Genomic DNA, 24264 nt, shown 5'->3' with positions numbered 1-24264 from the left:
GCCATGCTGAAGCTGCATGAAAAATCCCGGGACGACACTGCCGCGCTGATGGCCGATATCGGCCGTCGCGCGCGGGCCGCCGCCCGACCGCTGGCCATCGCCACAGCTGAGCGCAAGCACGCCGCGTTGATCGCCATGGCGCAGGCGATCCTTCGCCACGAGCAGGATATTCTCGACGCCAACGCCGTCGACATCAGGAATGGCGAGGAGTCCGGGCTTTCAGCCTCTTTCATGGACCGGCTGAAGCTCGATCACGCCCGCATCCGTGCCATGGCCGACGGCATCAGTGAAATCGCCGGGTTGCGCGATCCGGTCGGTGATGTCATTGCCGAATGGGACCGGCCGAACGGCTTGCATATCGAGCGCGTGCGCACACCGCTCGGCGTCGTCGGCGTCATCTATGAGAGCCGGCCGAACGTGACGGCCGATGCCGGTGCGCTTTGCCTCAAGGCCGGCAATCCGGTGATCCTGCGCGGCGGCTCGGATTCGCTCAACTCCTCGGCGGCTATCCATGCCTGCCTGGTCGAAGGGCTGAAGGCGGCCGAGCTGCCGCAGGATGCCATCCAGCTGGTGCCGACCGCCGACCGCGCCGCTGTCGGCGAGATGCTGAAAGGGCTTTCCGGGAACATCGACGTCATCATTCCGCGCGGCGGCAAGAACCTGGTCGAACGCGTCCAGAACGAGGCGCGGGTGCCGGTCTTTGCTCATCTCGAAGGCATCTGTCATCTCTACATCGACCGTTCGGCTGATCTCGACATGGCGGTCAGCATCGCGGTCAACGCCAAGATGCGGCGCACCGGCGTCTGCGGCGCGGCCGAGACGCTGCTGGTCGACGGCGCTGTTGCCTCCACCCATCTGGTGCCGATCCTCGAGGCGTTGCGCGCGGCAGGGTGCGCAATCCACGCCGGCGCCGAGGTGCTGAAAGTGTTTGCCGACGCCCAGCCGGCGACCGACGCCGACTGGGTGAGCGAATATCTCGATGCCATCATCGCGGTAAAACTGGTCGACGGCGTTGCCGGTGCGATCGAGCATATCGAGACGTTCTCCTCGCACCACACCGAGGCGATCGTCGCCGAGGATGCCGATGCGGTCGAACGGTTCTTCAATGAGATCGATTCGGCGATCCTTCTGCACAATGCCTCGACGCAATTCGCCGATGGCGGCGAATTCGGCATGGGCGCCGAGATCGGCATCGCCACCGGCAAAATGCACGCGCGCGGCCCGGTCGGGGTCGAGCAACTGACCTCGTTCAAGTACCGCGTGCGCGGCGCGGGACAGGTGAGGCCTTGAAGCTGTTCGCTACTAGGGCTTGAAGTTTGCGCCCAGCCACCCCCCTCTGTCCTGCCGGACATCTCCCCCGCAAGGGGGGAGATCGGATGTCGCATAGACTTTCGCCAACCTCCGGCGTCGCAGTAAGGGCGCCAGGGATGAAACCGCCAATCTCCCCCCTTGCGGGGGAGATGTCCGGCAGGACAGAGGGGGGTGCTTAGCACGATGCTCTCCCCTTCCGAACAACCAGTTCCCTCTCGATACCTCAACATGCCGCATGCCGGAAAGGGCTTGGCCGTCGGGCTGTTCGGCGGCTCGTTCAATCCTGCCCACGCCGGCCATGCGCTGGTCGCCGAGATCGCGCTGAGACGTCTGGCGCTCGATCAGCTGTGGTGGATGGTGACGCCGGGCAATCCGCTCAAGAGCGCGCGGGAACTGGCGCCGCTGGCCGAGCGGCTGCGCCTGTCCGAGCAGATCGCCCGGAACCCGAAGGTCAAGGTCACCGCCTTCGAGGCGACCCATTATGTCCGCTTCACCGCCGACACGCTGGCCCTGGTCAAGGCGCGCAACCCGGGCGTCGACTTCGTCTGGATCATGGGCGCCGATTCGCTTCGTGATTTCCACCGCTGGCAGCGCTGGCGCCAGATCGTGATGACGTTTCCGATCGCGGTGATCGACCGCCCTGGCGCGACGCTGTCGTTCCTGTCGTCGGTCGTCGCCAAGACCTTCGATTACGCGCGTGTCGACGAGGGCGACGCGCCGCGGCTCGCCCGCATGAAGGCGCCGGCCTGGACCTTCATCCACGGCCCGCGCTCGTCGCTGTCGTCGACCGCGATCCGCAATTCGGCGAACGGATAGGAGTCTCCTTCTCCTCTTGTGGGAGAAGGTGGCCGAGCGAAGCTCGGTCGGATGAGGGGTGCTGGAAGGATCGCTACCTTGAAGACCTAAGCACTTAAATCCCTGGATATTTTTTACGCTGCGTTTCTTCCAGCACCCCTCATCCGTCTCGGCGCTACGCGCCGATCCACCTTCTCCCACAAGAGGAGAAGGTAAGTCCGGCGATGTCGCATTTGCGGCTGCTTTTCCCCGATCCGTGGGTGATCCTGCCCGGGCATGACGATTCTCGAGCGAAACCAGACCAGACGCGATCCGGCGCAGGGCAGACCGCCAGCTCCGGCGATCGCCATTGCCAGCGTCCTCCTGTCGATGGCGCTGGTTGCGGTCGGCAACGGACTGATGTTCGCCTATATCCCAGTTCGGCTCGGCGCCGACGGCTTCGATCCGACCTGGGCCGGGCTGATCGTCACAGGCCTCTCGGCCGGCGGCCTGGCAGGCTGCATCCTGACCGGTCCGCTGGTACGGCGCGTCGGCCATGCGCGCGCATTCATGGTGCTGTCGGCCTTGATCGTGCTGTCCAACGCCGCCGTCGGGGCCGGGCCGCACCCGCTGTCGTGGATCGCAGCACGCGCGCTCTATGGCTTTGCCATATGCGGCTTGTTCATCGTTGCGCAAAGCTGGCTGAACGACGTCGTCGCCAACGCCATACGCGGCAGGGTCATGGCCTTCTTCTACGTCGCCTATGTCGCCGGGCTCGGTGTCGGCTACTCTACTCTGGCGCTGATCGATATAGGGGCTGCGGACGCACCGTTGATCGGCATCGCCTTTACCGCGCTGTCGATCCTCCCCGTTGGGCTGACGCGCCTCGCCCAGCCACCGCCGCCGCAGGCCGCGTCGGTCGCGCTTGGCCGAGCCTGGCGAATTTCGCCGGTGGGCGTCGCCGGCATGCTTGCCGTCGGTGGCCTGTCGATGACGATTTCGGGCTTCGCGCCGATCCATGCCACGGCCAAGGGCTACAGCCAGGCAGATGTGGCACTGCTTTTGTCGGCAATGCCGGTCGGCACATTGATCCTGCAGATCCCGCTCGGATGGATTTCCGACCGCACCGACCGGCGCTTTGTGCTGGTCGCCGCTTCGGCGCTTGCCTTGGTGGCGGGCCTGTTCGCGCTGGGCTTCGACGGTGGTGCGCTGGCGGCGCTGGTCGTCATCTACGTGGTCTGGGACGGCGCGTCGGAATCGATCTATTCGCTGGCCAGCGCGCATGCCGCCGACCGCGCCGGCAAGGACGACATGGTGGCGCTGTCCAGTTCGCTGCTGTTTGCGTGGTCGCTGTCCGGCTTCATCGTGCCCGGCATCGTGACCGGGCTTTCCGCTGTCTATGGAACGCAGGCCTTCATCTATGTGGCCATCGTCATTGCCGCTGCCTTTTGCCTGTTCGTGCTGTGGCGTGTGGTGGCGATGTCGCCTGTTCCCGCTGCCGAGACCGGCAATTTCGCGCCGATGAGCGCGCAAGCGCCGCTGCCGGTCGACCTCGCTTTCCCATCCGAAGAGCAGCGCCGCGCGGACACCTAGACCTGCAGGGGAATTGATCATCTCACTGTCTGGTGGCGGCTTCCTGCCGTGGCGCTTCCGGTGGTGGCGCGGGTATAGAAATGCCTTCGCTGTCGAAAGCCTGCTTGGCGCGTTTGGTGAGATCGATCTGGGTAGCGAAGAAATCCGCAGCCGAGGTCCAGTAGCGCAAGGTGATGGCGACGTTGCTGTCGCCGACGGTCGCCACAAAGGCAATCGGCGCCGGCTCCCGCCTGACGCGTCGCTCGGTGGCGGCGACGTCAAGCATGGTCTTCTGCGCGAAATCGATGTCGTTCCAAGAGCCGATGGTCAGCGTGATGTCGCCACGTCGGGCACCGTTGCGCGTATAGTTGCGGACAGGCTGGTTCCACAGCGTCGAATTGGGGGCGAGGATGTAGACGCCTTCGACCGTTCTCAACGTGGTGGCGAACAGCCCGATTTCCTCGATGGTCCCGGCGATGGCGCCGACCTCGACATATTCGCCGATGCGGAATGGCCGCAGCGCCAGCAGCATGATGCCGGCGGCAATGTTCTGCAGCGTGCCCTGCAGCGCCAGGCCGATGGCCAGGCCGACGGCGCCGATGGCGGCAATGATCGAGGTCGTCTGGACGCCGAACTGGCCGAGCACCATGACGACGACGAGGATCAGTATGGCGTAGCGGACGATCCTCGAGAAGAAGTGGCGCAGCGTCGTGTCGAAGCCATGGATATGGCCGAGGCCGGCATAGATCGAGCGCTGGGCGAGGCCGGCGACGATATAGCCGAGTACCAGCAGGATGACGGCGCCGATGGCCGAGAACGAGTAGGAGACGATCAGCGCGCTGAGCTGCGCAAGGCCGGACTGCACTGTGAGGAGAGCGTTCTGAGGGTCGATAGGCATGAGGGGGATCCGGTTGGTCAATGCGCCGATAACCCATGCCAGGCGACAAGAGTTCCGTTTTTTCTTCGGCTGCGGATCGGAAGAACGGCACTTCGTTGCCCACGATAGCGGCTGCCGTCTTGAAACTGCAACGCAACTCTGCCTATCTAAGGGGTGTCATCTGCTTTGAAGGGTGATTTGGTTGTTCTTGCTGCGAAAGGAAATACACTGAGAACAGCACTGTGGAAGAAGGCCGACATCGTGCCTTCGCCGGCCGGGATCAGCGTAAACGACGCCGTGTCCCGCGCCATCAAGACAGTCCTTGCCAGTCTGGAAGACTCCAAGGCCGAAAACATCGTCTCAATCGACATTCAGGGAAAATCGAGCCTCGGTGACTACATGGTCATCGCGTCCGGCCGATCGCACCGTCATGTCTCGGCTGTCGCCGATCATCTCCTCAAGGCGCTCAAGGATGCCGGGCTCGGCACGGCGCGCGTCGAGGGACTGGCCGGCGCCGACTGGGTCCTGATCGATTCAGGCGACATCATCGTCCATGTCTTCCGTCCCGAAGTCCGCGACTTCTACCATCTCGAAAAGATGTGGCAAGCGCCGGACCTCGAGGAAGAGACCCTCCACTGAGCCGTATTTGATTGATGCATGTCGTTTCCCAAAACCGGTGACCACTTTTGGTGACATGCATTAGCGGCTCTTCGAGGCAGGGATGAAAATTACCGTTCATGCTGTGGGCCGGATGAAAGCCGGCCCCGAGAAGCAGCTCGCCGACCGGTATTTCGAGCGCTTCGCCAAGAGCGGGCAGGCCGTGGGGCTCGAATTCTCAGGGGTTGTCGAGATTCCGGAGGGCCGCGCCCAGACCGCCAACGAGCGTCGCCGCGAAGAGGGCCAGAAACTTCAGGCGCAGTTGCAGACTGGTACCGCGCTGATGCTGCTCGACGAACGCGGCAAGAGTTTTTCCTCCGAGGATTTCGCCGGGCGCATCGGCCTGTTGCGTGATGGCGGGCGCAAGGCACTCGTCATCGCCATCGGCGGTGCCGACGGTCACGACCAGTCGCTGCGCGATCAGGCCGATCTGATGGTGTCGTTCGGCGCGCTGACATGGCCGCACCAACTGGTCCGTGTCATGTTGGGCGAGCAGCTTTACCGGGCCGCCACTATTCTTTCGGGTCATCCCTACCATCGTTCATGAACCCGACCAAAACCGGTGAACTGAGGGCCCAGCCGCGGGGATTTTGGTCCCAGGCCCGGGAGTTTATGCTAGATTGGCGAGGCTTCGAACATGGTTGATGGTTCGTTAACGAAGCCACGCATAGAGTCGGGCTTCAATGTCTGAAGATTGGAAATCGCGAACGGGCTTTTGGCGCGCGCGCTGCGGCTTGGCAGCGGCGGCGCTTATGCTGTCGCTCGGTGCTGCGTGGGCGCAGAACAGGCTCGACATGGCGCCTGACCCGGACCAGAGCCGCGCCGAATACGAACGGGTGTCGAAGGAGATTACGCTATCATCCGAGCGGCTCGCCAAGCTCGCCGCCGACATGGCGACGGTCAAGAAGGACCACGCCTCGATCACCGCGGCGCTGATCCAGTCGGCGATGACCGAACAGAAGCTCGGCCAGGACATCGAGGACATCGGTGCCAAGCTGGAAGGGCTGAAGGGCGAGGAGCAGAAAATCCGCGCCTCGCTGGCCGCCAGACGCGACGTTCTGGCCGAGGTGCTGGCCGCGCTGCAGCGCATGGGGCTCAATCCGCCGCCGGCCATCCTGGTCAAGCCGGAGGACGCGCTGTCGTCGGTGCGCAGCGCCATTCTGCTCGGCGCCGTGGTGCCGGAACTGCGCCAGCAGACCGAGATATTGCTGGCGGACCTCAAGGAGCAGTCGCGGGTGACCGCCTCGATCGAGGCGGAGCGGGCGCGGCTGACGGCGGCAGTCGGCGAACAGACGGCGGAAAAGAAACGGCTCGGCATGCTGCTCGAAGCCAAGCAGAAGCTCGAGGCCGAGACGCAAACGGCACTGGCGGCGGAAAAACAGCGATCCGCAGCTCTGGCGGCGAAGGCCGGCAGCCTGAAGGAACTGATCGCCTCGCTCGAGGCCGACAAGGCCCGCAAGGCGGCGGACGCGGCGAAGGCAGCCGAACGGAAGGCCGCGGATGCCGACAAGGCTCCGGCACAGAAGGCCCCGGCACAGACGGAACTGGCGGCCCTGCCGGTCCCGGAAGCCAACCGGCTAACCGCCGCTGCACCGTTTTCGGCGCTTCAGGGGCAGATCGCGCTGCCCGTCACCGGCAAGATCAAGCGGCGGTTCGGGGCCAGCGACGGTAACGGCGCAGTGATGCTCGGTGACATGGTTGCGACACAATCGGGAGCCATCGTCACCGCGCCAGCGGACGGAAATGTGCTTTATGCGGGACCTTTTCGCTCCTATGGTCAACTCTTGATCCTGAACGCGGGTGACGGCTATCATGTCGTTCTCGCGGGGATGAGCAGAATCAGCGTCGCGTCTGGCCAGTCAGTGCTCGCAGGAGAGCCGGTCGGCGCGATGGGAGAGGCCCGGGTGGCGAGCACCTCGGCATCGAAGAATGGAAATGCCACGCCGGAACTCTATGTTGAGTTCCGCAAGGATGGAAAACCCGTCGATCCGACCCCATGGTGGGCGGACCGTTTCTCTGGAAGGACGTGAGATGATGCGGAAACTTTCGCTTCTGTTTGCCGGTGCGCTGATGGGCGCATCCGCGATGAGCCTGGTCTATGGCGCCCCCGGCTCGACGGCGAACGCTGCGGGCTCCGAGACCTATAAGCAGCTGGCGATCTTCGGTGACATCTTCGAGCGGGTGCGGGCGCAATATGTGACGCCGCCCGACGACAAGTCGCTGGTCGAAAACGCCATCAACGGCATGCTTACCTCGCTCGACCCGCACTCCTCGTATATGAACGCCGAAGAGGCGCAGGACATGCGGGTGCAGACCAAGGGCGAGTTCGGCGGCCTCGGCATCGAGGTCACCATGGAGAACGACCTGGTCAAGGTGATCACGCCGATCGACGATACGCCGGCCGCCAAGGCGGGCGTGCTTGCCGGCGACTATATTGCCAAGATCGACGGCGAGGAGGTTCGCGGCCTGAGCCTCAACGACGCGGTCGAGAAGATGCGCGGGCTGGTCAACACGCCGATCAAGCTCACTATCCTGCGCCAGGGCGCCGACAAGCCGATCGAGCTGACGGTGGTGCGCGACATCATCAAGGTCAAGGCGGTCAAGTTCCGGGTCGAGAACGACATCGGCTACATGAAGATCACCTCCTTCACCGAAAAGACCCATGACGACCTCGAGAACGCCATCGACACCATAAAGAAGCAGGTGCCGGACGAAAAGCTCAAGGGCTACGTGCTCGATCTGCGCCTCAATCCCGGCGGGTTGCTCGACCAGGCGGTGAGCGTGTCCGACGCCTTCCTCACCCGTGGCGAGATCGTCTCGACGCGCGGCCGCGATCCGAAGGACGTCACCCGCTTCGACGCGCGGCCGGGCGACGACATCGATGGCAAGCCGCTGGTCGTGCTCGTCAATGGCGGCTCGGCCAGTGCGTCCGAAATCGTCGCCGGCGCGCTGCAGGATCTGCGCCGCGCCACGGTGGTCGGCACGCAGTCCTTCGGCAAGGGTTCGGTGCAGACCATCGTCCCGCTCGGCGAGAACGGCGCGCTGCGCCTGACGACGGCGCTCTATTACACGCCGTCCGGCAAGTCGATCCAGGGCAAGGGCATCACGCCCGACATCAAGGTCGACCAGCCGTTGCCGCCGGACCTGCAGGGCAGGGATCTGACGCGCGGCGAGTCGGACCTCAAGGGCCACATTAAGGGCAGCGACGAGGGCGATACCGGTTCGGGCTCGGCAGCCTATGTGCCGCCGGAGCCGAAGGACGACCTGCAGCTCATCTTTGCCGAGCAGTTGCTGCGCGGCGAAAAGACCGATCCGGCGTTCCCGCCGAATCCGGACAAGGCTGTGCTGAACCAGTAGGGGCTGTGCTGAACCAGTAGGGCCGTGCTGAACCAGTAAAGGTCGATCAGCCGGACAACAGGTCTGGCTGCCTGATCGAAGCGATGTAATGCTGCCGGGGCTGCAAGGCCCCGGCAGTTTGATTCGGGGGAACCGCGGCTGGGGATGCGGCTTGGCTGACATCGGCAACGACATCGAACGCCCGCTAGGGCAGGCAGTCCGGCCGCCGCGCGCGGCCCGCAGGATCAGCGCCGGTGTGGTCGCGGCCACGCTTCTGGTGCTGGCCGTAGTCGGCGTCTCCGGCGCGATTGCGCTGCGCGAAAGGCCGTTTCGAAAGACGGAAGAAATCGCCGTTTCGACACCGAAGACGACAGCGGTGGTCGAACCCGCAGTGCCGGCCAAGGAGCCGGCATCGAAGGCGGAAGCAGCATCCAAGATGGGCGGGCCGCAGATCATCCATATGCCGACCGAAGTTGACGGTGGTCCGCCCAAGGCGGCCATTGTCATTCGCGACCCTTCGACGATCGGCCAGAACCTGAGGATCGCGCATATTCCCGACAAGGCGCTGGTCGAGGCCGGCGAAACCGGCCCATTGCCGGTTCGTGCCGCTGACGGCAGGCGGCCGTTCGATGTCTATGCGCGGCCGTGGTCCGGTGCGCGCGGTGCGCGTGTGGCGATTGTCATCGGCGGGCTAGCCGTGTCGCAGACCGGCACGCAGTCGGCCATCGCCAAGCTGCCGGCCGAAGTGACGCTGGGCTTTGCGCCGCAGGGCAACAGCATCGGCCGATGGATGCAGGCGGCGCGGCAGAGAGGCCATGAGATCGTCATGCAGGTGCCGCTCGAACCGTTCGATTATCCGAACGTCAATCCCGGCCGCAACACGCTGACGGTCGCGGCGACGGCGGATGAGAATTTGAAGAATTTGCGCTGGGCGCTGTCGCGGACGACCAACTACACCGGCGTCATGAACTATATGGGCGCGCGTTTTTCGGCCGATGCGGCGGCGATGGGGCCGCTGATGGACGAGCTCGGCAGGCGCGGCCTGGCCTATGTCGACGACGGTTCGTCGGCGCGCAGCCTGGCACCCAACCTGGCGTTGAAAAACGGCGTGCCGTTCGCCGCCGGTGACACGTCGATCGACGCCGTGCGGGACCGCGGCGCCATATTGAAGAAGCTGGACGAACTGGAAGCCACCGCAAGGGCAAAAGGCTTTGCTGTCGGCATCGGCTCGGCCTTCGACCTGACGGTCGACACCGTGTCGTTTTGGGTGAGCGAGGCCAAGAAACGCGGCATCGAGATCGTGCCGATTTCGGCGGTGGCGGTGGATCCGGAAAAAGGTTGAGCATGGCGAAGAAAAAACCGGTCGATCCCGACACGCTGCCTTATCGTCGCTGTGTCGGACTGATGATCCTCAACGGTGATGGGCTGGTCTGGGTCGGGCATCGCATTGCCGAGCCGGACAGCGAATTCGCCGGCACGACGCAACTCTGGCAGATGCCGCAGGGCGGCATCGACAAGAGCGAAGAGCCGCTGCAGGCGGCGCAGAGGGAACTCTACGAGGAAACCGGCATGCGCAGCGTCTCGTTGCTGGACGAGGCGCCGAACTGGATATATTACGACCTGCCGGCCCATCTGGTCGGCATCGCCTTCAAGGGGAAATATCGGGGCCAGACGCAAAAATGGTTCGCCTTCCGATTTCACGGCGACGTGAGCGAGATTGAGATCAATCCGCCGCCGGGCGGCCACACCGCCGAGTTCGATAACTGGGCTTGGCGGCCGATGCAGGAATTGCCCGACCTGATCGTGCCGTTCAAACGTCAGGTCTATGAGGACGTGGTTGCGGCGTTCCGGCATCTGGTTGCGTAGCTTGGCGCAAGCCGCGCTCGCGCCGACCACGGTTGCCGCGTCAGCGCGGTGGCTTTATTGATGGCCAATCCGCTGCAGACGGGGTTGGCATGAACGAGGCCTCCAAAAAATCTCTTTCTGAAAGGGTCGCCGTCAAAGCCGCGCCGATCAGCGAAGCGGCGGCCGGCGCCATATTGACCGTCGATCTCGGCGCCATCCGCGCAAATTACCGGCGGCTCAAGGCGCGCTTGGGTGGCGTCGGCTGCGCGGGTGTCGTCAAGGCCGACGGCTACGGGCTCGGCGGGGCCCAAGTGGCGGCGGCGCTGGCGGCCGAAGGCTGCGCTATTTTTTTCGTCGCGCATCCGACCGAAGGGGTCTTGCTGCGCCAGGCGCTCGGCGCACGGCCAGCGATCTATGTGCTGAACGGCATTCAGCCGGGCGCCGAAAGCGAAGCCGTCGACGCGGAGCTGGGCGCCGTCATCAACAGCGCCTACCAACTCGCCGCCTGGCGCGCGGCGGCGCAGCGGGCCGGCCGCAAGCTCAAGGCTGCAATCCAGGTCGACAGCGGCATGTCGCGGCTCGGCATGGCGGCAGCCGAGGTGGCAGCCGTCAATGCCGATCCGCAGGCTTTCGACGGTATCGACGTCAGCTTCGTGATGAGCCATCTCGCTCGCGCCGACGAGCCCGAGCATCCGGCCAACGAGCAGCAGCGGCTGGAATTCGAGCGGCTGCGCAGGATGCTGCCACCGGCGCCGGCTTCGCTAGCCAACTCCTCCGGCATCTTTCTTGGGCAGCCCTTTCATTACGACCTCGCCCGGCCCGGTGCGGCGCTCTACGGCATCAATCCGGCGCCAGCGGTGGAAAATCCGATGCTGCCGGTGGTGCGGCTTCAGGCAAAGGTCATCCAGACGCGCAGCCTCGATAGGGGAGCCGGCGTTGGCTATGGCCATATTTTTCACGTGACCGATTCGCTGGTCGCCGCAACGATCTCGCTAGGCTATGCCGATGGCTGGCATCGACGCGCGGCCTCAGCCGCCTGGTTCGAAAATGTGCGCTTGCCGTTCCTTGGCCGTGTATCGATGGATTCGATCGTTCTCGACATCTCGGCCCTGCCGCCCGACAGGCTGAAGGCGGGCGACCTCGTCGAACTGATCGGACCGTCGCAGACTGTGGACCAGGCGGCCGGCCATGCCGGCACCATCGGTTATGAAATCCTGACCAGCCTCGGACACCGCTTTCACCGACGCTATGTGAATGGATAGCGCGCGGGCTTTTTTAGGGATGTCGTTGTCCAAAAACCGCTGCTACTTTTGGGCGACATGCTTGGGCACTTGGCGGACGCCGTAAAATCCGGCAGACAGAAAGCCACGATGCCCCGCCCTAAACCCCCTGACAAGACGTCGTTCTGGAGAACTATGCGATGAAGATCTTCGTGCTGGGCAGCGGCGTTATCGGGGTCACCACCGCTTATTATCTCGCGGAGGCCGGCCATGAAGTGACGGTGATCGACCGCCAGAAGGGCCCGGCGCTGGAAACCAGTTTTGCCAATGCCGGCGAGATTTCGCCCGGCTACGCCTCGCCCTGGGCCGGTCCCGGCGTCCCGTTGAAGGCGATCAAATGGCTGTTGATGAAGCATGGTCCGCTGGTGGTGCGGGCGACTCTCGATCCGCATATGTGGGTGTGGCTGGTCAGGATGCTGCGCAACTGCACGGCCGAGCGCTATGCGGTGAACAAGGCGCGCATGGTGCCTTTGGCCGAATACAGCCGCGACACGCTGAAAGCGCTGCGCGAGGCGACCGGCATCGCCTATGACGAGCGCGCCAAGGGAACGCTGCAGCTTTTTCGCACGCAACAGCAGCTCGACGGCACTGCCGGCGATGTCGAGGTGCTGAAGACATACGGGGTTCCCTACGAGATTCTCGATCCCGACGGCTGCATCGCGGCCGAGCCGGGGCTGGCAGGCGTGCGTGAAAAATTTGTCGGAGGTCTGCGACTGCCGGGCGACGAAACCGGTGACTGCAAAATGTTCACCGACCGTCTGGCCGAGCTCTGCGTGGCGCGCGGCGTTACCTTCGAATACGACACGTCGATCAGGCGGATTGTCCGCAAGCGCAACCGTATCGCCAACATCAATACGAGCAAAGGTTGGAAGGCTGCCGACGCCTATGTGATGGCGATGGGCAGCTATTCGGCCAAGTTCATGCGCAGCCTGAAACGACCCATCCCAGTCTGTCCGGTCAAGGGCTATTCGATCACCGTGCCGATCAAGGATGCTGCCGCAGCACCGGTGTCGACGGTGATGGACGAGACCTACAAGGTGGCGATCACCAGGCTCGGCGGCCGCATCCGGGTCGGTGGCACGGCGGAGATTTCCGGCTTCGACCTGACGTTGCATGAATCGCGGCGGCGCACGCTCGAACATTCGCTCGGCGACCTATTTCCAGGCAGCGGCGACATGCGGTCGGCGACCTTTTGGTGCGGGTTGCGGCCGATGACGCCGGACGGGCCGCCGCTAATCGGCCGCACCGAGTTTTCCAACCTCTATCTCAACACCGGCCACGGTACGCTCGGCTGGACCATGGCCTGCGGCTCGGCCAAGGTCCTGGCCGACATCATTTCCAGCCGGGTGCCGGACATCAATGTCCGCGATCTTGGACCGGAGCGGTACCAGCGGTAGGATCGGAAGGTGCTTCATCCATTTGAGCGGGGTGAGAAACTTGCCGCGCAATTTGGGATCAAGGTCAATACACTTCGCCGCGTCAGATGAATATCGTCAGACGAACAGGCTTCGCTCCCGTTCCACCGCCTTGGTGATGAAGCTCGCGACGATCTGGACGCGGCGCAGCGGTCTGACGGATTCGTGATAGACCAGCCAGTAGGCGCGGCGGATGGGCGCGACAATGTCGACAGCCACCAGTTCCGGCATCGAACGGGCGACGAAGGTGTGCAGGATGCCGATGCCGGCGCCGGAGCGCACCGCTTCGGCCTGGCCGAGTGCCGAGGAGATGGCGAAGCTCGTGCGCCAGTCGGCGCTGAACTCGGCCGCATAGTCGAGCGAGGGGCTGACGATGAGGTCCGGCACATAGCCGATCAGTGCGTGCCGGCCGAGCTCGGCCGGCGTCTGGGGCAGGCCATGCGCTTCGGTATAGGCGCGGGACGCGAACAGGCGGAGCGTGTAATCGACCAGCTTTCCCGCCACCAGCCTGCCTTCGGTCGGCCGCTCCACGGTGATAGCGATGTCAGCCTCGCGTCTGGACAGCGAGAAGGAACGCGGCACCGGCACCAGCTGGATGGTGAGTTCGCGGTGAAGCGCCGTCAGTGCGCCGAGGCGTTTGGCCAGGAAGGCGACGCCGAAACCATCAGGCGCGCCGATGCGCACGGTGCCGGAGACATCGTCGCCTTCGCCCGCCACGATCGAGCGCGCGGCGATCATGTCGCCTTCCATGCGCTCGGCGATGTCAAGGAAACGCTCGCCCGCCGGCGTCAACTCGCTGCCGGTGGTCAGCCGGCGAAAGAGTTTTGCGCGCAGCGCATCCTCGAGTGCGGCGACGCGGCGCGAGACGGTGGCGTGGTTGAGCTCCAGCCGCTTGGCCGCGCCAAGGATCTGGCCGGCACGCGCCACCGCCAGAAAGATGCGGACGTCATCCCAGTTCATGAGGAGGGTCCGGATGACAATCGTCGACGTTGCGTTCCGTGGCACCCCCCTCTGTCCTGCCGGACATCTCCCCCTCAAGGGGGGAGATTGGCAGCTCCGCTGACAGCTCTTCCTTAACAGCGTCGATGTTTGGCGAAGGCAAAGATGACAGCGCAATCTCCCCCCTTGAGGGGGAGATGGCCGGCAGGCCAGAGGGGGGTGTGAAGGAACGCAATCTCTCAATCCCTGCAGCGATGAACCGGCACCCTATCATTTGCGGCAATTGATGCACAGGCGTCGTCCGCTATCTATTTTCCGCACAACGGTTGCGTGTTCGCTCGCGTTGCCATCGGCCGCACAAAGGCGGACAATGCTGCATCACAAATACAGGGAGAGAAACCATGATCGAATACGGTCATTTCATCGGCGGCAAGCGTGTCGCTGGGACCAGCGGCCGCAAGCAGGACGTCATGCAGCCAATGGACGGCACGGTACGCGGCACCGTGGCACTGGCTTCGCAGGCGGAACTGCGTGCGGCGGTGGAAAACGCCAAGGCGGCGCAGCCCGGCTGGGCGGCGACCAACCCGCAGCGGCGCGTGCGCGTGTTGATGAAGTTCCTCGAACTGGTCGCCAAGGAGTATGATGCGCTGGCCGACATTCTGGCGCGCGAACACGGCAAGACCATCGCCGACGCCAAGGGCGACATCCAGCGCGGCCTGGAAGTGGTCGAGGCCTGCATCGGTGCACCGCATATGATGAAGGGCGAGTTCACCGACGGCGCCGGCCCCGGCATCGACGTCTATTCAATGCGCCAGCCGCTCGGCGTCGTTGCCGGCATCACGCCGTTCAATTTTCCGGCGATGATCCCCTTGTGGAAGATCGCGCCGGCTATCGCTTGCGGCAACGCCTTCATCCTGAAGCCTTCGGAGCGCGATCCAGGCGTGCCGATGCGCATCGCCGAATTGTTCATCGAGGCCGGCCTGCCAGCGGGCATCCTCAACGTCGTCAACGGCGACAAGGACGTGGTCGACGCCATCCTCGACGACCCTGACATCAAGGCTATCGGTTTCGTCGGCTCGACGCCGATCGCCCAGTACATCTATTCGCGCGGCTGCGCGGCCGGCAAGCGCGTGCAGTGCTTCGGCGGCGCCAAGAACCACATGATCATCATGCCCGACGCCGACATGGACCAGACCGTCGACGCGCTGATCGGCGCCGGCTACGGCTCAGCCGGCGAGCGCTGCATGGCGATCTCGGTGGCTGTCCCGGTCGGCAACGACACCGCCAACCGGCTGATGGAAAAGCTGGTGCCGCGTGTCGAAAGCCTGAAGGTCGGCCCGTCGACGGATTCGTCCGCCGATTTCGGTCCGCTGGTGACGGCGCAGGCGCTGGAGCGGGTCAAGGGCTATGTCGACACCGGCGTCAGGGAAGGCGCCAAGCTGGTCGTCGACGGCCGCGGCTTTTCCATGCAGGGCTATGAGAACGGGTACTATATGGGCGGCTGCCTGTTCGACAACGTGACCGCCGACATGCGCATCTACAAGGAGGAGATCTTTGGGCCGGTGCTCTCGGTGGTGCGCGCGCCGACTTACGAGAACGCGATCAAGCTCGCCAACGACCACGAAATGGGCAACGGCGTCGCCATTTTCACCCGCGACGGTGATGCGGCCCGCGACTTCGCCTCGAGGGTCCAGGTCGGCATGGTCGGTATCAATGTGCCGATCCCGGTGCCGATCGCCTACTACACGTTCGGTGGCTGGAAAGCGTCTTCCTTCGGCGACCTCAACCAGCACGGACCGGACGCATTCCGTTTCTACACCAAGACCAAGACGGTGACCTCGCGCTGGCCGTCCGGCGTGAAGGACGGCGCCGAATTCGTCATCCCGACGATGAACTAGCCGGACGGTTGCTTGTTTGCGCGTCCTCGCCTTCGGCTGCGGGCGCGCGGGCAGGCGTGAAGGACGAGGCCGAATTCGTCATCCCGACGATGAATTAGCCGGTCGGTTGCTTGTTTGCGCGTCCTCGCCTTCGGCTGCGGGCGCGCGGGCAGGCGTCAAGGACGGTGCCGAATTCGTCATCCCGACGATGAATTAGCCGGTCGACAAACAGCTCCAGATTTTATGATTGAAGACGAAAAGGCCCGGCTAGAAACCGGGCCTTTCTGTTGGCCGGTCTCGCACCGTATCTGCGTGAACGCTAATGTGATGGAACCAGGCGGGCAGCAGAAGTCTTAAAATTGCAATCCCGCGGCGAAGCAGGCGCGGCAGATCAACCAATGGCGCTGGCGACAGCTTCGGGCACCGGCCGGCGCAAGGAGGTGTCAGATGACGCGTCTTATGGTGTCGATACTTTGCGCGGCGGCTGCCGCCCTTTCCGCCGCCCCGGCAACAGCGGCCGACCAATGCGCGCCACGAGCCGACATGATCAAGGCGCTCGGCGAGAAGTTCCGGGAAAATCCGACCGCGCTCGGCGTCGTCAATCCGAATGTGATTGTTGAAGTCTTCGTTTCCGACCAGGGCACCTGGACCATCCTCGCCAGCGACACACGCGGTCAAAGCTGCGTGGTTTCGGTGGGTGAAGGCTGGGAGGGCGCGATGACGACAGCGGCGCTGCCAGGTACCTGAGCCCGCCTAACGGGTGCAGCCGCCTTAGCATAGCCGCGCCAGGCCGCGGTTCTCGTGACGACCATGAAACGGATCCACAGGCGCCCCAGCGGGCGCCTGCTTGCGCTTTTTCCTTGCCGACACCATATATGGAACATAGTGGGAACATTAGGAATCGTCCCCGCTGATGACAGACCGGAACACAGAAAGGAACGACGCGATGACGTCGGAACCCGGCCTGAATCGTTCCGGCAAAATGAGGGCTCTCCCTTTGCCGGACGTGATAGCAAAGGAAGTGCCCTATGGCGCGCAAATCGCTGTTGGTTGGGTTGAAAACCCTGATTCTTGCTGGGGCATTGGCGGTGGGTACGAACGCCACAAGCGCCCAATATCAATATTGCGTTGAACATGGCGATCTCGTCGCCCACCTGAGCGAGCAGTTCCAGGAAAGACAGTTTGCTATCGGGCTGATCGGTCATATGGCGATTATGGAAGTCTATGTCGCCGACAGCGGAAGCTGGACGATCATCGTCACCGACGTCGACGGCAGAAGCTGCATCGTCGCGGCCGGCGAACATTGGGAAAACGTGGTGATCCCGACCGACCAGGACGCATGACCGAATTGAGCGATGCTCAGCGCCTGGCAGCCGCCGGATGGACGGATCAAAGAGCCGGCCAAGGTTGCTGCCGATCTCCTAGCGCGTCGCAGCCGCCTCGGCATGGCCGCGCAGCAGCGCCATCAGGCGCTTGGCATCTTTGGCGGCGGCGTCTTCGTCGCCGGCGAGGATCGAGCGGATCAGCGCGACGTGGTGCTCGGCCGATTCCGCCAGTCCGGTTTCGGCCTTGTAGCGGAACCAGAAGCGGCGGCTGTGGGTCTGCAAGGGGGCAGCCAGCCGCGCAGCGAAGGGATTGTCGGCCGCCAGCGCCAGCGCCTCGTCGAGCGCCTTGTCGGCCTGAATGAAGGCCAGCACATTGCCTGATATCACCGCCTTCTGCATCGCCAGCGCTGCATCGTGAAACAGATCGGCAGCCTCACGGGTGACGAAGCGGGCGGCCGAGCGGGCAAGAACCACCTCGACGCCACGCCGTGCATCGAGAACGCGCAACCAGTCGCCGGGATGGAGCGGGGCAATGGCGATGCCGGCACGCGGCCGGACATCCAGCAGTCCCTCCCACGCCAGCCGCTGGATCGCCTCGCGCACCGGCGTGCGGCCGAGCCCCAGCCTGTCGATCAGCGCGCCCTCGGTGATGAAGCTTGCAGGCGCCAGTTCGAGCGTCACGATCATGTGCTCGAGCAGGCGGTAGGCTTTCGCCGCCACTGGCTCGAATGCCGGGCTTGTTTCATTGAATATCAAAGGCGAGCTCCTGATATATTTTTGATATATCATAGCGAAATCCGTGTTGACAGTCCGTTTCTTAATAAATATACGACTGATATATCAGATGGAGCGACCGCTATGTGGACCGGAGTTTTCCCCGCCGTCACGACCAAATTCACTGAGGACGACAGCCTCGACCACGCCGAGATGGAGCGCTGCTTTGCGCTGCAGATGCAGGCCGGCTGCGACGGCATCATCGTCTGCGGCTCGCTCGGCGAGGGGCCGATGCTCTCGCATGACGAGAAGATCGACGTGCTGAAGACCGCGCAGAAGATCGCCGGCAAGAGGCCGGTTCTGCTGACGGTCAACGAAGCCGGCACGCGCGAGGCGGCGGCGATTGCGCGCCGCGCCGCCAAAGAAGGCGCTAACGGGCTGATGGTGGTGCCGAGCCCGATCTACCACACCAACGCTGAGGAGACGGTCGCGGCACTGCGCGCTGTCGCCGAGGCCGGCGACCTGCCGGTGATGATCTATTCCAACCGGCTTGCCTATCGCGTCGACGTCACCGTCGACCAGATGGAGGAACTGGCGAAGGACAAGCGTTTCGTCGCCATCAAGGAATCCTCCGACGACATCCGCCGCTCGACCGAGATCATCAACCGCTTCGGCGACCGCTACGACCTGTTCACCGGCGTCGACAATCTGGCGTTCGAGGCGCTGTCGGTCGGCGCCATCGGCTGGGTGGCGGGGCTGGTCACTGCGTTTCCGCGCGAGACGGTCGCCATCTACCAGTTGATGAAGCAGGGTCGCCGCGAGGAGGCGCTGAAAATCTACCGCTGGTTCCGGCCGCTGCTCGACCTCGACGTCTCGACCTATCTCGTGCAGAACATCAAGCTCGCGGAAGTCCTGGCGATCAACACCAACGATCGCGTGCGCATGCCGCGCCAGCCGCTGTCGGGCGAGCGCCGCAGGATGGTCGAAAAGATCGTCAGGGATGCACTGGCGGTGCGGCCGGCACTGCCACAATTCTAAGGGGTGGCAATGTCGCAGACCCCCTCATCCGGCCGCTTCGCGGCCACCTTCTCCCCGAGGGGAGAAGAGGTCGCCAACGCTGGCGTCAGTCTCTTCTCCCCGACGGGGAGAAGGTGGCCCGAAGGGCCGGATGAGGGGGCTGGCTACAAGGTACCGAGCGATGCGGAGGTCGAGCCATGCAGCGTGGCGCGCAGCCATGAATAGCGATGCTGCAATCGACATCGCCATTATCGGCGGCGGCATCATCGGCATCTGTGTCGCCGCCTATCTGGCCGAGGCAGGACGAAACGTCACGATCTTCGATCGGACGGGGATCTGCGAGGAAACGAGTTCCGGCAATGCGGCCGCCCTGGCCTTTTCCGATGTGCTGCCGCTGGCCCACAAGGGCATGATCAGGCACCTGCCGAAATGGCTTGCAGATCCGCTCGGCCCGCTCAGCATCCCGCCCGCCTATCTGCCGAAGCTGCTGCCCTGGCTTGTCCGCTTCTGGCGCGCCGGGCGAAGCGACCGCTACGAGGCCAGCCTCGTGGCGCAGGCTGGGATGATGCGGCTCGCCGAAGCCGAATGGGCCGGGCTGATGGCGCGCTCGGGCACAGGAAACATGCTGCGCGAGGATGGCTCGCTCGAACTTTACGAGAGCGAGGCCGAGTTCAAGGCGTCGCTGTCCGGCTGGGCGGCCAGGCAACGGTTTGGCATCGGCTTCAGCCATGTCGAGGGCGATGCTCTCGCCGCCTTGCAGCCGGGCCTGTCGCCTCGCTTCGTCAAGGGCACCTTCGTACCCGGCTGGAAGACCGTCGCCGATCCGAAATTATTGGGCAAGGCGATCTGGGCCTATGCCGAGAAGAACGGCGCGCGTTTCGAAAAGGGCCGCATCGACCGTGTCGAAGCGGGGCAGGATGGCGCAACGCTGATACTGGCCGATGGCACGGTGCGGCAAGCAAAACGCCTCGTCATCGCCGCCGGCGCGTGGTCGCATCTCCTGGCGAAACATCTCGGCGACCGCATCCCGCTCGAAACCGAGCGCGGCTACAACACGACGCTGCCGAAGACCGCCTTCGACGTGAAGCGGCAATTGATCTTCTCCGGCCATGGTTTCGTCATCACCCCGCTCGAAACCGGTGTACGCGTCGGCGGCGCGGTCGAACTCGGCGGTGTTGAGCGGCCGCCCAACTACGCCCGCTCGAAAGCGCTGCTCGACAAGGCGCAAAAATTCCTGCCGGGGCTTGATCCGGCCGGCGGCCGCGAATGGATGGGGTACCGGCCGTCGCTGCCGGATTCGCTGCCGGTGATCGGTGGCGCCAGGCAGGCCGGCACAATAGTCTATGCCTTTGGCCACGGCCATCTCGGCCTGACCCAGGCGGCGGCCACCGGACGGTTGATCCGCGAACTTGTTCTCGGGCAAAATCCCGCGCTTGATCTTTCTTCCTTTTCTCCGAACCGTTTCTGATAGGGTCCAAAAATGGCGCGCCATTCCTTCTTCTGCATCGACGGCCACACCTGCGGCAATCCGGTGCGGCTTGTCGCCGGCGGCGGACCGCTGCTCCAGGGGTCGACGATGATGGAGCGGCGCGCGCATTTCCTGGCCGAGTATGACTGGATCCGCACCGGGCTGATGTTCGAGCCGCGCGGCCATGACGTGATGTCCGGCTCGATCCTCTATCCGCCGACGAGGCCCGATTGCGACATCGCCATCCTGTTCATCGAAACCTCGGGCTGCCTGCCGATGTGCGGTCACGGCACCATCGGCACGGTGACGATGGCCATCGAGCACGGGCTGATCAAGCCGAAGACGCCGGGTTTGCTCAGGCTGGACACGCCGGCCGGCCTGGTCATCGCCGAGTACAAACAGGTCGGCGAATATGTCGAGGAGGTGCGCATCACCAACGTGCCCTCCTTCCTCCATGCCGAGGGACTGACGGTCGAATGTCCGCAGCTCGGCGAGATCAGCGTCGATGTCGCCTATGGCGGCAATTTCTACGCCATCGTCGAGCCGCAGAAGAACTATCGCGACATGGCCGACCATTCTGCCGGCGACCTCATCGCCTGGAGCCCGGTGGTGCGGCAGCGTCTCAACGAGAAGTACTCCTTCGTGCATCCGGAGAATCCGGGCATCGACCGGCTGTCGCATATCCTGTGGACGGGCGCGCCGACCGACCCCAAAGCGGATGCGCGCAATGCCGTTTTCTACGGCGACAAGGCGATCGACCGCTCACCGTGCGGCACCGGCACCTCGGCGCGGATGGCGCAGCTTCATTCCAAGGGCAAGCTTAGGGCTGGCGACAATTTCGTCCATGAATCGATCATCGGCTCGCTGTTCAAGGGCAAGGTCGAGAAGGAAGTCACCGTCGCGGGCAAGCCTGCAATCATCCCATCGATCGGCGGCTGGGCGCGCATGACCGGATTGAACACGATCTTCATCGACGACCGCGATCCGTTCGCGCACGGATTCGTCGTCAAATAGAGAGGATCCTGACCCAGGGGAAACGAAAGGAGCGCAAAATCGATTGCCGTCGACAGCGCAACGATCCCTCTCATCAACTTATTTTGACGGCGATTTCTTCGAAACGGGGTGCATGATACGGCTGAATCGTCAATGACATTGCGTTATGCCAATGGTAGGGTCCACGATAGTCCAGAGGCCGGAAGGAAAAGAACGGGCAATCCGATTGCGTGCTTCAAAATCAGGCATGACGATTAAAAAATCACGTTGCAATCCGGGCTCGAAACTTTACGACTAGGGCAAATACGAAAAGGAATGCGTCTGCATGGGCGACATTCCAGGGGAGCCACGACAGCATGCAGTACTTTGTCCAGCAGCTTATCAATGGGCTGACGCTGGGATCGATCTATGGGCTGATCGCGATCGGCTACACGATGGTCTACGGCATCATCGGCATGATCAATTTCGCCCATGGCGACATCTTCATGGTCGGGGCCTTCGCCGCACTCATCGTTTTCCTCATCCTCGGCGCACTGTTCTATTCGCTGCCGATCGTCATCGCACTTCTGGTCATGATGATCGTGGCGATGCTTTTGACCAGCCTGTACAATTGGACGATCGAAAAGGTGGCCTATCGGCCGTTGCGCGGCTCGTTCCGGCTGGCGCCGCTGATCACCGCGATCGGCATGTCGATCGTGCTGTCGAACTTCGTCCAGGTGACGCAAGGGCCGCGCAACAAGCCGGTGCCGCCGATGGTGTCCAAGGTCTACAATATCGCGGGCATCAGCGTGTCGCTGAAGCAGATCATCATCGTCCTGGTCACCGTGATCCTGCTCGCGATCTTCTGGTATCTCGTCAACAGGACCGCGCTTGGTAGAGCGCAACGCGCCTGCGAGCAGGATCGCAAGATGGCTGCACTGCTCGGCATCGACGTCGACCGCACCATCTCGATCACCTTCGTCATGGGCGCCGCCCTTGCCGCCGTCGCCGGCACGCTGTTCCTGATGTATTACGGCGTCGTGGTGTTTTCCGACGGCTTCACGCCCGGCGTGAAGGCGTTCACCGCGGCCGTGCTCGGCGGCATCGGCTCGCTGCCCGGCGCCGTGCTCGGCGGGCTGATGATCGGCTTCATCGAGAGCATGTGGTCGGCCTATTTCTCGATCGACTACAAGGACGTCGCCGCCTTCTCCATCCTGGCGATCGTGCTGATCTTCCTGCCTTCCGGCATTCTCGGCCGGCCAGAAGTCGAAAAGGTCTGAGACCATGGCCGTCACCGCATCTCCGGAACGCGACGTCGTCGCTACCCCCGTCCAGCGTGCCACGCGCGAGGCGCTTTACGCGGGCGCCATCTCGCTTGGCCTGTTCGTGCTGTTCATCGGCCTGAAGACCGATCAGAACATCAGCAACGAGCTGATCCTGGTGCAGCGCTGGGGCCTGCTCGCCGTGGTGATGATCGCCACGATGGTCGGCCGCTTCCTTTACGTCGCCTATGGCCAGCCCTTCCTGGCCAAACAGAAGATCGCCGATGTCGCCACCGGCCTGTTGCCAGTCAGCGTCGCGACGCGGTTCTTCCGGTTGCCGTATTTCATCGCGGCCATCGCCATAGTGGCCGTGCTGGTTCTTCTGGCCGGCTCCCTCGATGGTTTGCTGGGGCCGGCTCTTGCCGGTTATGCACGGTTCGTGCGGGCGCTGGCGATCATCTATGCACTGGCCTGGGTGATCTATTATTTCCGGGCCTTCATTCTTGCGCATTTCTCGGGCCTGGGCATAACCGCGCTGGCGCTCTATCCGATCGTCGTCGTGCTGGTGCTTGCCCTCTATACGGGATCGATGGTGGGCGGCTTCCAGGGCTCGCTGAAATGGGTCGACAATTTCGGCATCCAAATCCTGATCTATGTGATGCTGGCCTGGGGACTGAATATCGTCGTCGGCCTCGCCGGTTTGCTTGACCTCGGCTATGTCGCCTTCTACGCCGTCGGCGCCTATGCCTACGCGCTACTCGGTACCCATTTCGGCCTGTCGTTCTGGATCCTGCTGCCGGCTGCCGGCGCCATGGCCGCGTTCTGGGGCGTCATGCTCGGCTTTCCGGTGCTGCGCTTGCGCGGCGACTATCTGGCGATCGTGACGCTCGCCTTCGGCGAGATCATAAGGCTGGTGATCATCAACTGGCGCGAAGTGACCAACGGCTCGGCCGGCATTTCCGGTATCCCAAAGGTCTCTTTCTTCGGCCTGATATCGTTCAACGTGTCGGATCCGAACTACATCTCGAAGGTTCTCGGCATCGCCCAATCTGGCGCCTACTACAAGATCTTCCTCTACTACCTGATCCTTGGGCTCTGCCTGCTGACGGCCTTTGTCACCATAAGGCTCAGGCGCATGCCGGTCGGCCGCGCCTGGGAAGCGCTGCGTGAAGACGAGATCGCCTGCCGCTCGCTCGGCATCAACACCACCACCACCAAGCTCACCGCCTTTGCCACCGGCGCCATGTTCGGCGGCTTCGCCGGCTCGTTCTTCGCCGCAAGGCAAGGCTTCGTCAGCCCCGAATCCTTCATCTTCCTGGAATCGGCGATTATCCTCGCCATCGTCGTGCTCGGTGGCATGGGCTCGCTTGTCGGCATTGCCGTCGCCGCCCTGGTGATGATCGGCGGCACCGAGGCGCTGCGCGAACTCGATTTCCTGAAGCAGGTCTTCGGCCCAGATTTCACGCCTGAACTCTACCGCATGCTGCTGTTCGGCATAGCCATGGTCATCGTCATGGTGTGGAAGCCGCGCGGCTTTGTCGGCAGCCGTGAACCGACAGCCTTCCTCAAGGAGCGCAGGGCCGTATTCGGCTCCTTCACCAAGGAGGGCCACGGCTGATGAGT

The 24264-nt window shown here is 63.7% G+C and carries 21 protein-coding genes and 1 pseudogene; 19 read left to right on the top strand and 3 right to left on the bottom strand.

The window, feature by feature from the left end; all coding sequences use genetic code 11:
• Positions 1-3: 3 nt before the first annotated feature.
• The 3 genes from AC0L14_RS20185 (at position 4) to AC0L14_RS20175 (ending at position 3678) form a co-directional block, all read left to right on the top strand.
• Positions 4-1290, top strand: a complete 1287-nt coding sequence (locus tag AC0L14_RS20185) for a glutamate-5-semialdehyde dehydrogenase (RefSeq protein WP_473750523.1) — start codon at positions 4-6, stop codon at positions 1288-1290.
• Positions 1291-1539: 249 nt separating this feature from the next.
• Positions 1540-2127, top strand: a complete 588-nt coding sequence (locus AC0L14_RS20180; protein WP_473551562.1) for a nicotinate-nucleotide adenylyltransferase — start codon at positions 1540-1542, stop codon at positions 2125-2127.
• Positions 2128-2382: 255 nt separating this feature from the next.
• Positions 2383-3678, top strand: a complete 1296-nt coding sequence (locus AC0L14_RS20175; RefSeq protein WP_473750522.1) for an MFS transporter — start codon at positions 2383-2385, stop codon at positions 3676-3678.
• A 22-nt stretch (positions 3679-3700) separates the two neighbouring features.
• On the opposite strand, the gene AC0L14_RS20170 is transcribed toward AC0L14_RS20175, so the two are convergent.
• The gene (locus AC0L14_RS20170) at positions 3701-4555 is read right to left on the bottom strand and encodes a mechanosensitive ion channel family protein (protein WP_473750521.1); all 855 of its coding nucleotides are present in this window, start codon (positions 4553-4555) and stop codon (positions 3701-3703) included.
• 240 nt (positions 4556-4795) lie between these two features.
• Here AC0L14_RS20170 and rsfS point away from each other — a divergent pair, with 240 nt between their 5' ends.
• The 8 genes from rsfS (at position 4796) to AC0L14_RS20130 (ending at position 13049) form a co-directional block, all read left to right on the top strand.
• Entirely contained in the window at positions 4796-5173 is a 378-nt protein-coding gene (gene rsfS / locus AC0L14_RS20165; protein WP_473750565.1) for a ribosome silencing factor, read from the top strand.
• A gap of 82 nt (positions 5174-5255) precedes the next feature.
• Positions 5256-5738 carry a 23S rRNA (pseudouridine(1915)-N(3))-methyltransferase RlmH gene (gene rlmH, locus AC0L14_RS20160; protein ID WP_473750520.1) on the top strand — a complete coding sequence of 161 codons (483 nt, stop codon included), beginning with the start codon at positions 5256-5258 and terminating at the stop codon, positions 5736-5738.
• A 136-nt stretch (positions 5739-5874) separates the two neighbouring features.
• A complete protein-coding gene (locus tag AC0L14_RS20155) occupies positions 5875-7221 on the top strand; it encodes a murein hydrolase activator EnvC family protein (protein WP_473750519.1) in 1347 nt (448 codons plus the stop codon).
• Between the two features lies 1 nt (position 7222).
• The gene (locus AC0L14_RS20150; protein WP_029348996.1) at positions 7223-8548 is read left to right on the top strand and encodes a S41 family peptidase; all 1326 of its coding nucleotides are present in this window, start codon (positions 7223-7225) and stop codon (positions 8546-8548) included.
• Between the two features lie 151 nt (positions 8549-8699).
• Positions 8700-9869 carry a divergent polysaccharide deacetylase family protein gene (locus tag AC0L14_RS20145; RefSeq protein ID WP_473750518.1) on the top strand — a complete coding sequence of 390 codons (1170 nt, stop codon included), beginning with the start codon at positions 8700-8702 and terminating at the stop codon, positions 9867-9869.
• A 2-nt stretch (positions 9870-9871) separates the two neighbouring features.
• Positions 9872-10393 carry an RNA pyrophosphohydrolase gene (locus tag AC0L14_RS20140; RefSeq protein WP_473750517.1) on the top strand — a complete coding sequence of 174 codons (522 nt, stop codon included), beginning with the start codon at positions 9872-9874 and terminating at the stop codon, positions 10391-10393.
• Between the two features lie 89 nt (positions 10394-10482).
• Complete coding sequence (gene alr / locus AC0L14_RS20135) at positions 10483-11634, top strand: alanine racemase (RefSeq protein WP_473750516.1); 1152 nt, start codon at positions 10483-10485, stop codon at positions 11632-11634.
• Between the two features lie 158 nt (positions 11635-11792).
• On the top strand, positions 11793-13049 hold the full coding sequence (locus AC0L14_RS20130; RefSeq protein WP_473750514.1) for a D-amino acid dehydrogenase: 1257 nt from the start codon (positions 11793-11795) through the stop codon (positions 13047-13049).
• A gap of 96 nt (positions 13050-13145) precedes the next feature.
• Here the strand turns inward: AC0L14_RS20130 and AC0L14_RS20125 are convergent, their stop codons facing one another.
• Entirely contained in the window at positions 13146-14027 is an 882-nt protein-coding gene (locus tag AC0L14_RS20125; RefSeq protein ID WP_473525711.1) for a LysR family transcriptional regulator, read from the bottom strand.
• A gap of 380 nt (positions 14028-14407) precedes the next feature.
• Between AC0L14_RS20125 and AC0L14_RS20120 the strand changes: the two genes are divergently transcribed.
• The 3 genes from AC0L14_RS20120 (at position 14408) to AC0L14_RS20110 (ending at position 17226) form a co-directional block, all read left to right on the top strand.
• A complete protein-coding gene (locus AC0L14_RS20120) occupies positions 14408-15904 on the top strand; it encodes a CoA-acylating methylmalonate-semialdehyde dehydrogenase (RefSeq protein WP_473550696.1) in 1497 nt (498 codons plus the stop codon).
• A 426-nt stretch (positions 15905-16330) separates the two neighbouring features.
• Positions 16331-16630 (top strand): hypothetical protein, encoded by a 300-nt coding sequence (locus tag AC0L14_RS20115; RefSeq protein ID WP_473750513.1) that lies wholly within the window; start codon positions 16331-16333, stop codon positions 16628-16630.
• Positions 16631-16911: 281 nt separating this feature from the next.
• Positions 16912-17226: a hypothetical protein gene (locus AC0L14_RS20110; protein WP_473750512.1), complete on the top strand. Its 315-nt coding sequence runs from the start codon at positions 16912-16914 to the stop codon at positions 17224-17226.
• A gap of 78 nt (positions 17227-17304) precedes the next feature.
• Here AC0L14_RS20110 and AC0L14_RS20105 read toward each other — a convergent pair whose 3' ends face one another.
• Complete coding sequence (locus AC0L14_RS20105) at positions 17305-17997, bottom strand: GntR family transcriptional regulator (protein WP_473750511.1); 693 nt, start codon at positions 17995-17997, stop codon at positions 17305-17307.
• 69 nt (positions 17998-18066) lie between these two features.
• Between AC0L14_RS20105 and AC0L14_RS20100 the strand changes: the two genes are divergently transcribed.
• The 5 genes and pseudogenes from AC0L14_RS20100 to livM form a co-directional block, all read left to right on the top strand.
• Positions 18067-18960 carry a dihydrodipicolinate synthase family protein gene (locus AC0L14_RS20100; RefSeq protein WP_473750510.1) on the top strand — a complete coding sequence of 298 codons (894 nt, stop codon included), beginning with the start codon at positions 18067-18069 and terminating at the stop codon, positions 18958-18960.
• Positions 18961-19156: 196 nt separating this feature from the next.
• Positions 19157-20407 (top strand): NAD(P)/FAD-dependent oxidoreductase, encoded by a 1251-nt coding sequence (locus AC0L14_RS20095; protein ID WP_473750509.1) that lies wholly within the window; start codon positions 19157-19159, stop codon positions 20405-20407.
• 12 nt (positions 20408-20419) lie between these two features.
• On the top strand, positions 20420-21421 hold the full coding sequence (locus tag AC0L14_RS20090; RefSeq protein ID WP_473750508.1) for a 4-hydroxyproline epimerase: 1002 nt from the start codon (positions 20420-20422) through the stop codon (positions 21419-21421).
• Positions 21422-21756: 335 nt separating this feature from the next.
• Positions 21757-22659: a branched-chain amino acid ABC transporter permease gene (locus AC0L14_RS20085; RefSeq protein WP_473750507.1), complete on the top strand. Its 903-nt coding sequence runs from the start codon at positions 21757-21759 to the stop codon at positions 22657-22659.
• A gap of 94 nt (positions 22660-22753) precedes the next feature.
• Positions 22754-24259 (top strand): annotated as a pseudogene (livM, locus tag AC0L14_RS20080) (high-affinity branched-chain amino acid ABC transporter permease LivM); the annotation flags it as partial.
• Positions 24260-24264 lie beyond the last annotated feature (5 nt).

Source organism: Mesorhizobium sp. WSM4841 (assembly GCF_055811515.1).
The sequence above is the reverse complement of the archived record's forward strand: the minus strand, read 5'-3'. Positions and strand labels throughout refer to the sequence as shown.

What these genes read in the sequence shown, in the direction of transcription:
- AC0L14_RS20185 (WP_473750523.1), top strand. Translation starts at nt 4, where the DNA reads ATGCTGAAGCTGCATGAAAAATCCCGGGACGACACTGCCGCGCTGATG.
- AC0L14_RS20180 (WP_473551562.1), top strand. Translation starts at nt 1,540, where the DNA reads ATGCCGCATGCCGGAAAGGGCTTGGCCGTCGGGCTGTTCGGCGGCTCG.
- AC0L14_RS20175 (WP_473750522.1), top strand. Translation starts at nt 2,383, where the DNA reads ATGACGATTCTCGAGCGAAACCAGACCAGACGCGATCCGGCGCAGGGC.
- AC0L14_RS20170 (WP_473750521.1), bottom strand. Translation starts at nt 4,555, where the DNA reads ATGCCTATCGACCCTCAGAACGCTCTCCTCACAGTGCAGTCCGGCCTT.
- rlmH (WP_473750520.1), top strand. Translation starts at nt 5,256, where the DNA reads ATGAAAATTACCGTTCATGCTGTGGGCCGGATGAAAGCCGGCCCCGAG.
- AC0L14_RS20155 (WP_473750519.1), top strand. Translation starts at nt 5,875, where the DNA reads ATGTCTGAAGATTGGAAATCGCGAACGGGCTTTTGGCGCGCGCGCTGC.
- AC0L14_RS20150 (WP_029348996.1), top strand. Translation starts at nt 7,223, where the DNA reads ATGATGCGGAAACTTTCGCTTCTGTTTGCCGGTGCGCTGATGGGCGCA.
- AC0L14_RS20140 (WP_473750517.1), top strand. Translation starts at nt 9,872, where the DNA reads ATGGCGAAGAAAAAACCGGTCGATCCCGACACGCTGCCTTATCGTCGC.
- alr (WP_473750516.1), top strand. Translation starts at nt 10,483, where the DNA reads ATGAACGAGGCCTCCAAAAAATCTCTTTCTGAAAGGGTCGCCGTCAAA.
- AC0L14_RS20130 (WP_473750514.1), top strand. Translation starts at nt 11,793, where the DNA reads ATGAAGATCTTCGTGCTGGGCAGCGGCGTTATCGGGGTCACCACCGCT.
- AC0L14_RS20125 (WP_473525711.1), bottom strand. Translation starts at nt 14,027, where the DNA reads ATGAACTGGGATGACGTCCGCATCTTTCTGGCGGTGGCGCGTGCCGGC.
- AC0L14_RS20120 (WP_473550696.1), top strand. Translation starts at nt 14,408, where the DNA reads ATGATCGAATACGGTCATTTCATCGGCGGCAAGCGTGTCGCTGGGACC.
- AC0L14_RS20115 (WP_473750513.1), top strand. Translation starts at nt 16,331, where the DNA reads ATGACGCGTCTTATGGTGTCGATACTTTGCGCGGCGGCTGCCGCCCTT.
- AC0L14_RS20110 (WP_473750512.1), top strand. Translation starts at nt 16,912, where the DNA reads ATGGCGCGCAAATCGCTGTTGGTTGGGTTGAAAACCCTGATTCTTGCT.
- AC0L14_RS20105 (WP_473750511.1), bottom strand. Translation starts at nt 17,997, where the DNA reads ATGATATATCAAAAATATATCAGGAGCTCGCCTTTGATATTCAATGAA.
- AC0L14_RS20100 (WP_473750510.1), top strand. Translation starts at nt 18,067, where the DNA reads ATGTGGACCGGAGTTTTCCCCGCCGTCACGACCAAATTCACTGAGGAC.
- AC0L14_RS20095 (WP_473750509.1), top strand. Translation starts at nt 19,157, where the DNA reads ATGAATAGCGATGCTGCAATCGACATCGCCATTATCGGCGGCGGCATC.
- AC0L14_RS20090 (WP_473750508.1), top strand. Translation starts at nt 20,420, where the DNA reads ATGGCGCGCCATTCCTTCTTCTGCATCGACGGCCACACCTGCGGCAAT.
- AC0L14_RS20085 (WP_473750507.1), top strand. Translation starts at nt 21,757, where the DNA reads ATGCAGTACTTTGTCCAGCAGCTTATCAATGGGCTGACGCTGGGATCG.